Genomic DNA, 14,593 nt, shown 5'->3' with positions numbered 1-14,593 from the left:
TCACGCTGCTTTAATGCGCCCCGCTTTGGGCTTCTTCTCTTCCGCATCGGCATCGGCATCCTCAGCGGTTAACGCAGCGACTGACGCAACGGGACGGGAGGACTCCGCTTCCGGCATTTTGCTGGTACGCAGGATATGCTGCACGGCATCTTTGTTTTCCGACAGGAACATCCCCAACGCCTCGCGCTGATTTTCAACCATATCCAATGGCGCAGCGCTCAGCCAGTCGCAGAACACTTCGGCCATATCCAGCATTTTGTCATAAGCGTCGGCTTCTTTCTTACTGGCGAAAGTCATCTTTTCCTCACCTTTTCTGACGACAACATATTTGATTTCAACAGCCATAGTGCCCACCTCGTTTAACTGTATTTTTATACAGTATATCAGGCCGGGAATTTTTCTCAAGCCCGGAAATCGGATGAAGACGCAATCGTTTTCGTTTATACTGCGCCCGCATTTTTTCCTCTAATCAGGTAGAGATTTATGACAACTCTTGGTACTGCGCTGCGTCCTGCGGCAACGCGTGTAATGCTGCTTGGCTCTGGCGAGCTGGGTAAAGAAGTGGCGCTGGAATGTCAGCGTCTGGGCGTTGAAGTCATTGCGGTGGATCGCTATGCCGATGCACCGGCGATGCATGTCGCCCATCGCAGTCACGTAATCAATATGCTGGATGGCGAGGCGCTGAAAGCGCTGGTGGCGCAGGAGCGTCCGGACTATATCGTGCCGGAAATCGAAGCCATCGCTACCGATATGCTGATTGAGCTGGAAAAACAGGGGCAGCGCGTGGTGCCGACGGCTCGCGCCGCTCGTCTGACCATGAACCGCGAAGGTATCCGCCGCCTGGCTGCAGAAGAGCTGGCGCTGCCGACCTCTTCTTATCGCTTTGCCGACAACGTGGCGGACTTTAATCAGGCCGCGCAGGAAATTGGCTTTCCCTGCATCGTGAAGCCGGTCATGAGCTCTTCCGGCAAGGGGCAAAGTTTTATCCGCGAGGCCGCAGGGCTTGCTGCCGCATGGGAATATGCCCAACAGGGCGGACGCGCCGGTGCAGGCCGGGTGATAGTGGAAGGCGTAGTGAAGTTCGATTTTGAGATCACGCTGCTGACCGTCAGCGCTGCCGACGGGATCCACTTCTGTGCGCCGATTGGCCACCGCCAGGAAGATGGCGACTACCGCGAATCCTGGCAGCCGCAGCAGATGAGCGAGCTGGCTTTACAGCGCGCGCAGCAGATTGCCGAGAAAGTGGTTATCGCACTGGGCGGGCACGGGCTGTTTGGCGTGGAGCTGTTCGTTTGCGGGGATGAAGTGGTGTTTAGCGAGGTTTCCCCTCGCCCGCACGACACCGGCATGGTAACGCTGATTTCTCAGGATCTTTCGGAATTTGCGCTGCATGTCCGCGCTTTTCTTGGCCTGCCCGTTGGCGGCATCCGCCAGTATGGCCCGGCGGCCTCGGCGGTGATCCTGCCGGAACTGAGCAGCGATAACGTGCAGTTCGCCAATCTGGATACGGTACTTGGCGCGGGCTTGCAGCTTCGTCTGTTCGGCAAGCCGGAAGTTCAGGGCAAACGTCGCATGGGCGTTGCGCTGGCAACCGGTGACGATATTGATGAGGCCGTGCAGCGTGCTGTCGCCTGCGCCGCTGGCGTAAAAGTCAGCGGTTGACGCCGTGCGCGCTACTGCATAATTAGCGTAAAATCTGCGGCTGATGCTGCCCCGCTTCTGCGCTGCTGGCGTAAAAGTCAGCGGTTGACGCTGTGCGCGCTTCTGCATCGTTAGCGTAAAATCAGCGGCTGATGCGCTCCCGCCTCTGTAAAGCTGGCGGCCGGCGCTGTACCCGCCTCAGCAAAAAGGATGGCCGCCAGCCATCCTTTTTTAGTTTTACGCTCTGAACGGCATTAGCGCGCGCCTGCTACCGCCTCTTTAGCCAGCTGCGTAATGCGATCGTAATCCCCTGCTTCCAGCGCATCCGCCGGCACCAGCCACGAACCTCCGATGCACAGCACGCTTTTCAGCGCCAGATAGTCCCGGTAGTTGGCCGGAGAGATGCCGCCGGTCGGACAGAAGCGAACCTGTGGGAAAGGTCCGCTGATGGCCTGGAGCGCTTTCACGCCGCCGTTGGCTTCCGCCGGGAAAAATTTAAACTCGCGCAGGCCGTGATCCATGCCGGCCATCAGCTCAGATACGGTACTGATCCCCGGAATTAGCGGGATTGGCCCTTCCACGGCAGCCTGTAGCAGCGGCTCGGTGATGCCGGGACTGATAACAAATTTCGCGCCCGCCTGGGTCACTTCCCGCAGCTGCTGCACGTTCAGCACCGTGCCCGCGCCGACGATGGCTTCAGGCACTTCTGCGATCATCGCTTTTATCGCATCCATTGCGCAGGCCGTTCTCAAGGTTACCTCAAGCACTTTCACCCCGCCCGCGACCAGCGCTTTCGCCATCGGCACCGCATGTTCCAGCTTGTTGACTACGATGACCGGTACGACCGGCCCGGTGGTAAGAATTTTTTCAGCGCTTGTTTCCCAGTTACTCATCGTCCTGCTTCTCCTGTCAGGCCTGCCTGCTTCAATAAGGCGGGCAAAAACGACGCGCGCGGCGTCCGAAAAGTGATCGTCTGCTACCATACAGGATTATGAGCGGGTGCGTCCATGCGCCAAAGATATTTTTGAAACTGCGGTTCAATTTTTTACAGGCCGACGCCAGGCGTAAAAAAACCCGCCAAAGCGGGTTAGTCGAGCGTTTTATTCGAACTCGTTCCAGGAACGGCCGTCGCGGGTAATCATCGCGACTGAGGCAACCGGCCCCCAGGTGCCGGCCTGATACGGTTTAGGCGCTTCGTTATCGGCCGCCCAGGCTTCCATGATGGAATCCACCCACTTCCAGGCCTCTTCCACCTCGTCGCGACGTACAAACAGCGCCTGAATGCCGCGCATCGTCTCCAGCAGCAGACGCTCGTAGGCGTCGGCCAGATGCGACTGGTTAAAGGTTTCCGAGAAGCTCAGATCCAGTTTGGTGGTTTGCAGATTGTGCTTGTGATCCAGCCCCGGTACTTTATTCAGGATCTGGATATCCACCCCTTCATCCGGCTGCAGACGAATGGTCAGCTTGTTCTGCGGCAGTTCCTGCCAGGAATCTTTAAACAGATTCAGCGCCGGGTTTTTAAAATAAACCACAACTTCAGAACACTTGGTCGGCAGACGCTTGCCGGTACGCAGGTAGAACGGCACGCCAGCCCAGCGCCAGTCGTCAATATCGACACGAATAGAGACGAAGGTTTCGGTATTGCTGGATTTGTTGGCGTCTTCTTCCTCAAGATAGCCAGGGACTTTTTTGCCCTGCACAAAGCCGGAGGTGTACTGTCCGCGCACGGTTTTATCGCGCACGTTAGTGTGGTCGATACGGCGCAGCGAGCGCAGCACTTTGACTTTTTCATCGCGGATACGGTCAGCGGTCAGATCGGCCGGCGGCGACATCGCAATCATGGTCAGAACCTGTAACAGGTGGTTCTGGATCATATCGCGCATCTGGCCCGCTTTATCGAAGTAACCCCAGCGTCCTTCGATACCCACCTCTTCCGCCACGGTAATCTGCACGTGATCGATGGTGCGGTTATCCCAGTTAGAGGCAAACAGCGAGTTGGCGAAGCGCAGCGCCAGCAGGTTCAGTACCGTCTCTTTTCCCAAATAATGGTCGATACGGAAAACCTGGTTCTCTTCGAAGTATTCGCCCACCTGATCGTTGATCTCGCGCGAGGTTTCCAGCGAGGTGCCCAGCGGCTTCTCCATCACGACGCGTGCAGGCTGCGCGTTCAGTTTAGCGGTGCCCAGACCTTTACAGATAGCGCCGAACGTTCCCGGCGGCATAGCAAAGTAGTTGATGGTGACGCGCTTTTTCTGGTCAAGCATTTTGCCCAGTTTGGTAAAGTGGGCCGCGTCATTAACGTCCAGATTACAGAAGTCGAGTCGGCTGCTCAGCTTATCCCAAAGCGCCTCGTCGATGGTTTCCTTCATAAAGGTTTCCAGCGCTTCACGAACGACTTTGGTATAAGCCGCTTTATCCCATTCCGCGCGGCCCACGCCAATAATGCGTGACTCTTCATGGATTTGTCCGGCTTTTTCCAGCTGGTACAGGGAAGGCAACAGTTTCCGGCGTGCAAGGTCGCCTTTGGCACCAAAAATCACCAGATCGCATGCCTGGGCTGTTTGTGTAACCGCCATTCTATTCTCCTCGTTGCAGGATAAACCCGACCGGCGGATCCCAGCGCGGTCAGGCTTTTAATTTTCTTTCAATACAATGTACTGCTTTTGCCGGGTCGGCGTAAACCTGGCGACGCCCCGCCAGCACAGAGTAGCCAGTCTCAAAGCTTTTTGCCGCCCAATACACAGGCAGTTTGTGCTTAAAATTTCCGCTCGCTTACTAAGCGTTCCGACCAGAAGCACACGGAATATAACGAGGATAATGCGTTAAAATCAGCGAAAAGCAGCTCAACGACAGTTAACTAACGCTTTTTACCGCAGCAAAAAATCATCGATTTCGCCTTTAAAAGAAATCGACGAAATAGATAGTAAAAAAGCACTGTCACTGTTTAAAGTTACAACAGAAGTTGCGCCAGTCTTTTCATAATCCGCCATGCAGCAGTATCCAGAATGTCGCGAAGAGAGCTAAACCTTCCCCCTTGCAGAACGCGAGCATCAGCGATGGCAAAATATCAGCTCGCCTCTTTTGGCACCTGAGGGAAATATTTTTTATAGCCAAACTTTAGTCGACCAACAAAAAGCAGGACTATGGTCAGTACAAACGAGAGCGCAAAGGCCAGTAGAATGATGTTCTGCAGCGTGGTCTTTTCAGAGAGCAGGCTTACGGCGAGGCCGCCTACTGGAATAGAAAGCAAATTCAACATGCCGACCACGCCGATTACCCTGGACAAAATTGCAGCAGGAATAATCGTGCTACGCATAATTCTGATATAAACGCTGAAGCCTCCGTCAAAGGCGCTCAGAAGCGCATAAAGCGCCACGTAAGCATAATAATTACCTGCCAGTCCAAGAAACAGGCCGCTCGCTAATATGATTAACAGTGAAAGTTGCCCAATCAGCGTCACGCTGAAGCGAAGCGTCAACCGAGGAATAAGGTAAAAAAGCAGCACTGACGCTAAAGCCGCAACGCTTTGCATCAGGCCTAACGCTCCCGACTCCAGCTTAAAATGCTTAAGGATAACGGCCGGAGAGATAGCTAAAACCACGCCATAAATGATATTGACAATCCATGTCATAGTGCACAGATAAATAATTTTCTTGTCTTCGAAAAGATAAACAAAGGCTTCGCGATTAGAGCGCAGGATATCTTTGACCTTAGTCACTCCTGCGGATTCAGGCGAGGCAATAGATAATGTTAAAAGGTTCGCGGCCGACAGCAAAAACAGCGCGGCCGAGATCAAAAGAATGCCATTTACGTGTGCGTGGCTATAAATAACAATGGCGATGGCTGGCCCAAGGATCTGTGAAAATTGCTCTACCGTCTGTATCCTGGAATGCACTCTGGCATACTCTTCACGTGGAACATTGGCCGGTATAATGGACTCGATCGAGACAAAATTCAGGACGTAACACAGAGACATGATGGCCATCAGCGTGGTCAGCGTGGCAAATATGCCGGTGATGTTAACCAGTAAAAAAGCAGCCGCCAGGGCTGCGCATCTGAAGACATCTAACGACAAAAATATTTTTTTGAAGTTTTTCCCCTGCAGTAAACTTCCGGCAATCGGAAAAAACAGCACTCGGGGTATCCACTCGATAACAAATGATAAAGCAGACAGGCTGGTCGAACCGGTTGATTTAAGGATAGCCAAAGGAACGGCGAACATCAGAAACTGATCGCAAAGGGCGCCCAGTCCTCTGCTAATGATGAATTTATGAAAATTAAAAGCGCCCAAAACGACTCCTTTACTCTGTTACACAGATTCCGTTATAAAAGTTTGCGCTGAAAGCGTTTTTGCCATTTCAAGATGTCGGGTAAACAGCGTTTCACTTTGCGTTTCGCCCGGCCAGAAAAATTCGATAATACCTTCCCGGTTACGCCACGAGTCCAGCGGAAAAATCTGTTGGCCCTGTACGGCCATGACATTGAGATGCAGGATTTCTTCAGGCAACGAGGCAGGCACGTTTATCTGCGTAAGCCTCCCCGTTTCCGCTTTCATAAAAGCAATAGCGGCAATGCCTTTGGCGGAGTCGAGGCGGGAAGCGAAAACCATTTCAGGATTAATATAGGATGAGACATGCAGCTGATAAGGGTTATAGCCATAAACCTTTTCAACCAGACTCATGATGCTATCACCGCCCGTCCTGGCGGCTACTTCAATAATTTTAATCTCGCCCTTAGCGCTGACTTTGGCTTCGAAATGAGCAATACCGTATTTAATCCCTAACGTACGACAGGTTCTTTCAGCAAGTTCAATAAGATCGCGATGGGAGGTAAATCGGGAAGGTACTACATGCCCCAGTTCAACGAAATGCGGCGGCGCGCCAAGGTATTTATCCGTCACGCCAATAACACGGCTAAAATCAGGGGTATTCAGGACTTCCACACTGACTTCAAACTCATATGCGATAAATTCTTCGACAATAAATAAACTTTCGTCGGCATTGGCTTCGCCATTGATGCTTTTGACATCGGCAATGCTTTTTTCGAAAGCGCGCACCAGCTCTTCTTCCGAAGAAACTTTTATTACGCCCAGGCTGCCCGCCATCAGGCGTGGTTTAATAATGGCCGGATAACCTGTCTGCGCAACGGCGCTACGTAGCTCGTCAAGTTTGGCAACCTGATAATATTTTGGCACCGGCAGGCCCGCATTTTGCAAACATTCCCGCATGATAAATTTATCTCTGCATCTTTCGACAACGGAGAGATCGTTGTGGGGTAATCCGTAATGTTTAGCAACGAAGGCAGCAGTAACTACGGTAAAATCATTGGTAGGAATAACCGCCCTCGGCGTTCTTCCGGTTAATTCCTCGTACCGTATAACTTCCTGTAGAACTTTCTCATGATCCGAGATGGGTGCACAAATATAGCCATCAAAATATTTAAGCGTATGAGAAAAAATAGTATTACTGACGGTAAAAACATCCATTCCTTCAGAAGCGCGTAAAGCGCCGGCAAAGGCACGTTCGCGGAAAGGGACTTCTGCCCCTACCAGAAGGATATAATCGCCATGCTTATTCATAAACTTCCCTCTAAATAATCTTATGTTTTACTGTCTGCCGCTGCATTTTTTACATACGTAACCTGCCCCGTTCATTAACAGCAGGCACGATTAAGGGCGGCAAAAGCCGCGCTGCGATCGAGAACCATTAGCCGTAAAGCTAACGATCCTTATTGGACTATTTTATTTTTTTCAGCGCCCTGGAAATTCGTATCACTGCTTCCCGCGCCGTTTCTGCGGTAAGCATGGAATAAGAGAGCCGCAGTGAATTTTTTTGCGGATCCCGCGCAAAAAACACTTCTCCGGGTACGAACACGACATTTTCTTTAATACATTCCTGCAAAAGCTGCGAGGCGTCGATACCCTCCGCGAGGTGACACCACAGGAACATTCCCCCATCAGGCGTATTCCACGTGATATCGCCGCCTGAATATTCATGTAAGGATCCAATCAGGTAATCGCGTCGGTCTTTGTAGGTGGCCTTTAATATCTCCACTCTTTCATTGATTCTACCGGACTCAATATAATGTGCGGCTATGCTTTGATTTAAAGTAGAAGTATGCAAATCTAATGCCTGCTTGGCGACAACCGTTGCCATGTGGAAATGTTCGGGCACGGCCAGCCAGCCCAATCGTAATCCTGGTGAGAAGATTTTTGAGAAGCTGGACATATAGCAGACGTTATGATTTTTACCGAACAGACTTTGCGCGACAGAAAATATTGAGGGAACGGGGTCACCGCTGAAGCGCAGATGCCCATAAGGATCGTCTTCAATAATAACCACCTGGTATTGTTGCGACAGCTTAGCGATTTTCACGCGCTGTTCATAACTGATGGTATTACCGGTAGGGTTGGCGAAGTTTGGCGTAAGGTAAACCATTTTCACCCCGCCTGCCGCCATCTCTTTTTCCAGCAGGTTCAGTTCAATACCTTCAGAATCATATTCCAGCTCAACGACCGTGGCGTCGGTATAGCCAAAAATTTGCAGCGCCGCCAGATAAGTTGGCCGTTCAACAAATACTTTGTCACCCTTTTCAAGGAAAACGCGACTTAAAAGATCGATAGCCTGTTGCGACCCGTTAGTAATAATAATGCTTTCCGCATCCACATTCAGATTATGCCCGCTGTTCCAGCGAGAAAGCTGCTCACGCAGGTGTTCCTCGCCTTCGGTAACGCTATACTGGAATAAACCTCTGTGCTCACGAGATAAAATATCTTTGAGAACGGTATCGATACCTTCAACATCGATAAGATCGGTGGCAGGAATTCCTCCTGCAAGCGATATAACACCGGGAATTTTGCTGAATTTCAGCAATTCTCTGACAGCAGAGGATTTGATACCAGCGGATTTTTTAGAAAGCATTGCTCACTCCCAATGAAAATTATTTTTTTAATCGCCGTTTTATCTTACTGTTAAAATTCTGTAACTACAATAATGTGAGGAGCCTAATTGCGCGGTAATCATTACTTTTTTCCATGTAAAAAAGCCGCCCGCAGCAAAGCCAGGCAGCGTTTGTTAGCTTCTATTTTTTTGCAACATAAACCGGGGAAATGGCTACCTGAATCAGACCTTATTTATAAATACAAGGTTTTTTGAGGTTAAAAATTGCGTATAGATTTTTAACTTCTCTTGATCGAGGGCGGTATAGTTGAAAATTTTAGTTTCTTCCGAAATTCTGGTAAGAATCCCTGCTAATCCCAGTAATATGTTGTCCCACTTATCTTCCTCGAGTGAAATAACAATATTTTCACTGTCGGCTACAGCTTCATGTAGACTGGAGCCGATGGCAACAAAGGGAGAAGTATCCGCTTCTTCCGGATAGTAACCTTTCACTACGCAAGCGTTATCGGTCAGCGCCGCATCGATTTTACTCAGGTTGACGACTGAATCACTGATGATAAGATTTTTCATAATATTAATAAGTTAACCCAAGGTATCTTTTTGATTCATCTGCCGCGTGATGGCGGGCCATGTTTGCACTACCGTACAGGCGCACCATCCAGCGATCCAGCCCGTTATATCGGGCTACAAACTTCTGTCGGGAATGCAGGGTACGCTGATTTTTAAACAGCAACATATCGCCTGGTGGAAGCTGAAGGCGGTGATAATGCTTAACCTTCTTGGTGGCTTCCATAAAAATGTTTAAGCTGACCAGCGCAGGATAGTCAACAGGAATAACCGTATCCATATCTGTCCTGTTGTAGTACATCCCGTCTTTGATGCCAAGGATAGCTAGCGGCCCTTTCAACTCATCGCCATTAAATGACGATGGCATCCGAAAGTAGTATTTTTTCTCACATAGCTCGTCAATAACGCGTTGTTCAAGCTGTTGCAACACCTCATCCAGCTCCACGACTTCTGTGAAGACGTCCGGATCCGGGCGTATACCATAGAAAGATAAAATTTCCGGCGAACCTGATACATTATTGGTTTCCTCCGGGATTATCGGCAGGATCGGATTTGAAACATGCATATCCAACGTTAATGCGCTGCCGTGAGAGCTGACTCTTTTTGCCCTTTTTCGCGTCGGCACCACGTGACGGAACAGGAGCCCTTTGTTCTCACGCAGATAAGATATCGGGAAAATACCGCAGGCTGCGAAAACAGCAAACTGCATGACGCTGGCTATCGGCAGATCGGCGTTATCAACATAGCCGGTATAAGGTGTCTCTTTAACGTTATAGTCAAAAGGCAGACCGTTGACGCGCAGAATATTTCCTTCACCAGGCATAAAACCAATTAGAGCGGCGAACGTCTCCGGGCTAAGGATATTTTTAACTTGTTCTTTCAGACTTGAGAGCGAGGAAAAAAGCATCTCATCATCAAACTCTTTAAAACTTTCAGCCAGTCTTTTCAGGCCCTGCTGTTCTTCCCATGAAATCCATACGGTTTCGATCACTGATATTCTCCAGTAATTATTTAACGCAGCTGTTAACAGACCGCTATTACAAATCTTTGCCGCAGGTCCATCCGCCATCAATAACAAAATTCGCGCCGTTGATAAATTGCGAATTTCTGTCGGAGAGCAGATTAACCACGGCGGCAATATCCTGGGGTTCGCCTGTTCGGGTTGAATACATTCCACTGTATATTTTTTTCATGGTGGCTTCTTCATGAAAATAGTGTTCAGTCATTCCCGTACGGGTAATAGCCGGTGATACTGAGTTACACCTTATTCCTTGACGACCAAACTCCAGAGCGAACTGTTTTGTCAGGCCAATTAAAGCATGTTTCGACGAGACATAGGCGGTTCTGTCAGGTTCAGCCAGAATCCCGCTTACAGAAGCAATGTTAACAATACTTCCCTCTTTGTTTTGTGCGACCAGCTTTCTGCAAAAGTTTCTCGAAATTAGAAAAGGCGCGGTGGTATTGATTGCATATACAGCCGACCAGTTTTCAAGACTCAGGTCCAGCAAGGGTACGATCTCCCTGATACCGGCAGCGTTGATCAGAAGGTTGTATTCGCCGAACGGTAAGTCATTGAATGAATTTTCATTCAGAGCATTCAGGTCCATCAAATCCGTTCTGATAAATTTAAAGCCATCACGAACTATATCGTTTTCAAGATCCAGTCCGAATACCTGATAGTTCCTCTCGAGCAGGGAGTAAACGATTTCTTTGCCAATACCGCCATTACTTCCGGTAACAATTGCTATATTTTCATTCAATACCTTCACCCGTTTCCCTTTTTTGGAAAGTTACCAGGATGATATCCCTGTGCAAAAATGCATTATCGTCATATTCCTCTGGCACACTCATTGGCGTGACCGCATGAAAACAGCGATGATTAACCACTAACGTATCAAAGGTTTTTTTCATCCTTAATACACGGTCAATCCTCTTAGGATGCTTAGCTATTATGCTTTCTCCGCCGACAAGATCTTCCGAAACATCCACCAGATGCATAAAAACGACGTCCTCATCATCTTTGTGTAGCCATGCAGGAGAACTGTACGCCGGTTCTTTTCCCGCGTTATAGCGAAACAGATGTACACCAATCATTAACTCTTCAACGGGCGGCATGTCTTCGATATTTTTTACAATGTCGATATCTGTTTTCACTATCTTATTGAACAGCGCTGTTTTGAGGATTTCCGCACCGATATTTTGATAGTCTCTGACCACGCCACCTGTTACGGGATTATATCTTTTAGTTTGCTGATAAGGTTCAAACTTTCCATAAGTTACCTCGTTGTTCTGCCAGGCAACCTGAATATAATTTCTTAATCGATTTCCTTCAGAATAGGTATCCAAAGGCATATCGGCAAAATTAGCCTTTAAAATTTTAAGCTCATCTTCAGCAATGGTGAAATCTGTGAAGTTCTTAAGATTAAACTTAGCGTAACCCTGCCCTTGTAAATCCTGAACAATATTATCTATTTCCATTTTTCTACGTCCACCAAACCACTTTATTATCGATATAACCGATAAAGCGACCGGAGCTGATCCTCTCGTTCTCTACCGAACTGGTCACGCCATGGAGATAGGAAGCATTGAGAAAATAAAGATCGCCAGGTTTTAAACGCACTGTGAAACTTTCAAAGCTATCAGCGAACGCCAATGGATAAGGATAACCTGTGTCCAGAACATCAAATTCTTTACGGATATTGTCATCCGGCCTACAGTTCCACACCTTCAGTTCCCCGCCGTTAGCAGCATCGCAAACGCACAGATTGGAAGAAATAACGTTTTTAGCCGCTGCAATTTCATAACCGTCTTGCTCAGCAAATTTTAACTGGGCGCTGTCATCATGTGGCCATAACGACATATTACCGTTGTCCAGCCATCGTCTGGTGGTGGCAAAATTGGCATTATGGCTTTTAAACGCCGACGGTCGATAAGAAATTTTTTCCTGAGAAAAGAAATTTTCCAGCTGTTTATCCATATAAAGCGTTCTCACTACATCATCAGACATACCCTGATATAAATTCAGAACGTCCGCATCCGACTCCAGGGTGGCATTGATGTATTCCATTCCGGTTTTATGGAATTGTGAAGAACCTATCTGTTCTGTTTTCACAAAGCCGTCATCCGGGCGGTGATTGCCTTTTATCCGCATAATTTCATAAAAATTACTTTTTATTTTTTCACAGACCGCCGGGTCTACCGCATTACGAATGATATAAAGCACTCTGCCATCAGCATTTCCTTCCAGGATGATTTTTGATATTTTATATAAGTCCAGGTCTTCGATAACGTCTTCATAGTATTGGAACGGCATACACCCTCACAAAAGTTATTATTGTTATTCCCCTGATACAAAATAATAAATCAATTGTTATAATATGGTTATGTTTTAACACCTGGTTTTTTTAACGTCAACATTATTACTCATTGGGCATTGTCATCGGCGACCAAATTCCACTTTTGTTTTAAGCGTGAAAGTCCTCTCTGTGGATAATAAACTTAAGTGATAATTATTTCGCGAGCGTTGTGAATGATTACCGTTGATAAATTAGTCGCTACTATCCGTTGGTTTGCGGCTTCGCTCTGGCATTAAATGCTGCGCCCGTGAGAATAGCGGCGTACAGAGTGGCTACAGTCTGTCGGAAAACACGGCTAATTTAAGGCATTTTCTCGGCGGTTTTTTTCTTCAGAATCGGAATAATCGCTTAAGCTTTTTGCTCCCTTTTTGCTGCCGGGTCGCCTGGTGAGATTACGCTGCCTGTTAAAATTGCGGCGGCGGACGGAGACAAGGTGGTGACTTCAGCCACGCGTCCCAGTATTGTATCCATTGAGGGCTTTGCCGCCCGTCTGCAGAACCAATACTAAAAGAAACAGAACGGTTCCCGCTTTGTTTCATCAGTATAGATGTGCACAGATGCACCGCGGGTGACGGCCTGACCTTTCATCCGTGGTTTTTAAACACAAGGAACTCCCCATGACTCGACGTTTAAGAAGAACCAAGATCGTTACCACCCTGGGTCCGGCTACCGATCGCGACAATAATCTCGAAAAAATTATCGCTGCCGGGGCCAACGTGGTTCGACTTAACTTCTCACACGGGACGCCAGAAGATCATATGCAGCGCGCCAGCAACGTGCGCGCAATTGCGGCAAAGCTGGGCCGTCATGTGGCCATTCTGGGCGATCTTCAGGGCCCTAAAATTCGCGTATCCACCTTTAAAGAAGGCAAAGTCTTCCTTAACCAGGGCGACCGCTTTTTGCTGGATGCCAGCCTGAGTAAAGGCGAAGGCGATAAAGAAAAGGTAGGTATCGACTATAAAGGCCTGCCGGCCGACGTTGTGCCGGGCGATATCCTGCTGCTGGACGACGGCCGCGTACAGTTGAAAGTACTGGAAGTCCAGGGCATGAAAGTCTTTACCGAAGTCACCGTCGGCGGCCCGCTTTCCAATAATAAAGGCATCAATAAGCTGGGCGGCGGGCTGTCTGCCGACGCGCTGACGGAAAAAGATAAAGCGGACATTATCACCGCCGCTAAAATCGACGTGGATTATCTGGCCGTCTCCTTCCCACGCTGCGGCGAAGATCTGAATTACGCTCGCCGTCTGGCTCGCGAAGCAGGCTGCGAGGCGAAAATCGTTTCTAAAGTTGAACGTGCGGAAGCCGTAGCGTCGCAGGAAGCCATGGATGACATTATCCTGGCGTCGGACGTGGTGATGGTCGCCAGGGGCGATTTGGGCGTTGAAATTGGCGATCCGGAACTGGTCGGCATCCAGAAAGCGCTGATCCGCCGCGCTCGCCAGCTGAACCGTTCGGTTATCACCGCAACCCAAATGATGGAGTCGATGATCACCAATCCTATGCCGACGCGCGCAGAAGTTATGGACGTGGCGAATGCCGTGCTGGACGGAACCGATGCCGTTATGCTGTCGGCGGAAACCGCAGCGGGCCAGTATCCGGCGGAAACCGTCACAGCCATGGCTAAGGTCTGCCTTGGCGCGGAGAAAATCCCGAGTATCAACGTCTCCAAGCACCGTCTGGACGTGCAGTTCGACAATATCGAAGAGGCCATCGCCATGTCCGCGATGTACGCCGCCAACCATCTTCAGGGCGTTACCGCGATTATCACCATGACGGAGTCCGGCCGCACCGCGCTGATGACCTCACGCATCACTTCCGGCCTGCCGATTTTTGCGATGTCGCGCCATGAGCACACGTTAAACCTCACCGCGCTATATCGCGGCGTGACGCCGGTCTATTTCGACAGCAACAATGACGGCGTGGTTGCGGCGCATGATGCGATTAATCTGCTGCGTGATAAAGGCTTCCTGATGTCTGGCGATCTGGTCATCGTCACCCAGGGCGACGTTATGAGCACCACCGGCACCACCAATACCAGCCGCGTGCTGCGGGTAGAATAACGCTTACGGTTATCGGGCCTTCGCGCCCGATAACTTTTTCCACCCTGCTGTTCCCTTTTCCGCTATTTTT

General features: G+C 49.4%; 13 protein-coding genes. 2 read left to right on the top strand and 11 right to left on the bottom strand.

The window, feature by feature from the left end; genetic code table 11:
* Positions 1-345, bottom strand: coding sequence for a YebG family protein (locus ACMGEE_RS00415; RefSeq protein ID WP_436829458.1), 345 nt, complete (start codon positions 343-345; stop codon positions 1-3).
* A gap of 138 nt (positions 346-483) precedes the next feature.
* On the opposite strand from ACMGEE_RS00415, the gene purT reads away from it, so the two are divergent.
* Positions 484-1,662: a formate-dependent phosphoribosylglycinamide formyltransferase gene (gene purT / locus ACMGEE_RS00410; RefSeq protein WP_301729447.1), complete on the top strand. Its 1,179-nt coding sequence runs from the start codon at positions 484-486 to the stop codon at positions 1,660-1,662.
* Positions 1,663-1,895: 233 nt separating this feature from the next.
* Here purT and ACMGEE_RS00405 read toward each other — a convergent pair whose 3' ends face one another.
* The 10 genes from ACMGEE_RS00405 to ACMGEE_RS00360 all read right to left on the bottom strand — a co-directional run bounded on the left by ACMGEE_RS00405 (position 1,896) and on the right by ACMGEE_RS00360 (position 12,420).
* Positions 1,896-2,534 (bottom strand): bifunctional 4-hydroxy-2-oxoglutarate aldolase/2-dehydro-3-deoxy-phosphogluconate aldolase, encoded by a 639-nt coding sequence (locus ACMGEE_RS00405; protein ID WP_253460768.1) that lies wholly within the window; start codon positions 2,532-2,534, stop codon positions 1,896-1,898.
* Between the two features lie 207 nt (positions 2,535-2,741).
* On the bottom strand, positions 2,742-4,217 hold the full coding sequence (zwf, locus tag ACMGEE_RS00400) for a glucose-6-phosphate dehydrogenase (RefSeq protein ID WP_301252187.1): 1,476 nt from the start codon (positions 4,215-4,217) through the stop codon (positions 2,742-2,744).
* A gap of 491 nt (positions 4,218-4,708) precedes the next feature.
* Positions 4,709-5,932, bottom strand: coding sequence for an MFS transporter (locus ACMGEE_RS00395; RefSeq protein ID WP_253460762.1), 1,224 nt, complete (start codon positions 5,930-5,932; stop codon positions 4,709-4,711).
* Positions 5,933-5,950: 18 nt separating this feature from the next.
* Positions 5,951-7,219 carry an ATP-grasp domain-containing protein gene (locus ACMGEE_RS00390; RefSeq protein ID WP_253460758.1) on the bottom strand — a complete coding sequence of 423 codons (1,269 nt, stop codon included), beginning with the start codon at positions 7,217-7,219 and terminating at the stop codon, positions 5,951-5,953.
* Between the two features lie 157 nt (positions 7,220-7,376).
* The gene (locus tag ACMGEE_RS00385) at positions 7,377-8,561 is read right to left on the bottom strand and encodes an aminotransferase-like domain-containing protein (protein WP_253460755.1); all 1,185 of its coding nucleotides are present in this window, start codon (positions 8,559-8,561) and stop codon (positions 7,377-7,379) included.
* 201 nt (positions 8,562-8,762) lie between these two features.
* Entirely contained in the window at positions 8,763-9,110 is a 348-nt protein-coding gene (locus ACMGEE_RS00380) for a hypothetical protein (protein WP_253460752.1), read from the bottom strand.
* Between the two features lie 4 nt (positions 9,111-9,114).
* A complete protein-coding gene (locus ACMGEE_RS00375) occupies positions 9,115-10,098 on the bottom strand; it encodes a TauD/TfdA family dioxygenase (RefSeq protein WP_253460749.1) in 984 nt (327 codons plus the stop codon).
* Between the two features lie 46 nt (positions 10,099-10,144).
* The gene (locus tag ACMGEE_RS00370; RefSeq protein WP_253460746.1) at positions 10,145-10,876 is read right to left on the bottom strand and encodes an SDR family NAD(P)-dependent oxidoreductase; all 732 of its coding nucleotides are present in this window, start codon (positions 10,874-10,876) and stop codon (positions 10,145-10,147) included.
* The gene (locus ACMGEE_RS00365) at positions 10,860-11,585 is read right to left on the bottom strand and encodes a 2OG-Fe dioxygenase family protein (protein WP_301252192.1); all 726 of its coding nucleotides are present in this window, start codon (positions 11,583-11,585) and stop codon (positions 10,860-10,862) included. Before ACMGEE_RS00365 ends, ACMGEE_RS00370 begins: the two co-directional genes overlap by 17 nt.
* Before the next feature lie 4 nt (positions 11,586-11,589).
* A complete protein-coding gene (locus tag ACMGEE_RS00360) occupies positions 11,590-12,420 on the bottom strand; it encodes a hypothetical protein (RefSeq protein ID WP_253460740.1) in 831 nt (276 codons plus the stop codon).
* Between the two features lie 660 nt (positions 12,421-13,080).
* Between ACMGEE_RS00360 and pyk the strand changes: the two genes are divergently transcribed.
* On the top strand, positions 13,081-14,523 hold the full coding sequence (pyk, locus tag ACMGEE_RS00355; RefSeq protein ID WP_125287906.1) for a pyruvate kinase: 1,443 nt from the start codon (positions 13,081-13,083) through the stop codon (positions 14,521-14,523).
* Positions 14,524-14,593: the final 70 nt, after the last annotated feature.

Source organism: Erwinia artemisiae (assembly GCF_051400835.1).
Taxonomy (GTDB): Bacteria; Pseudomonadota; Gammaproteobacteria; order Enterobacterales; family Enterobacteriaceae; genus Erwinia; species Erwinia aeris.
The sequence above is the reverse complement of the archived record's forward strand: the minus strand, read 5'-3'. Positions and strand labels throughout refer to the sequence as shown.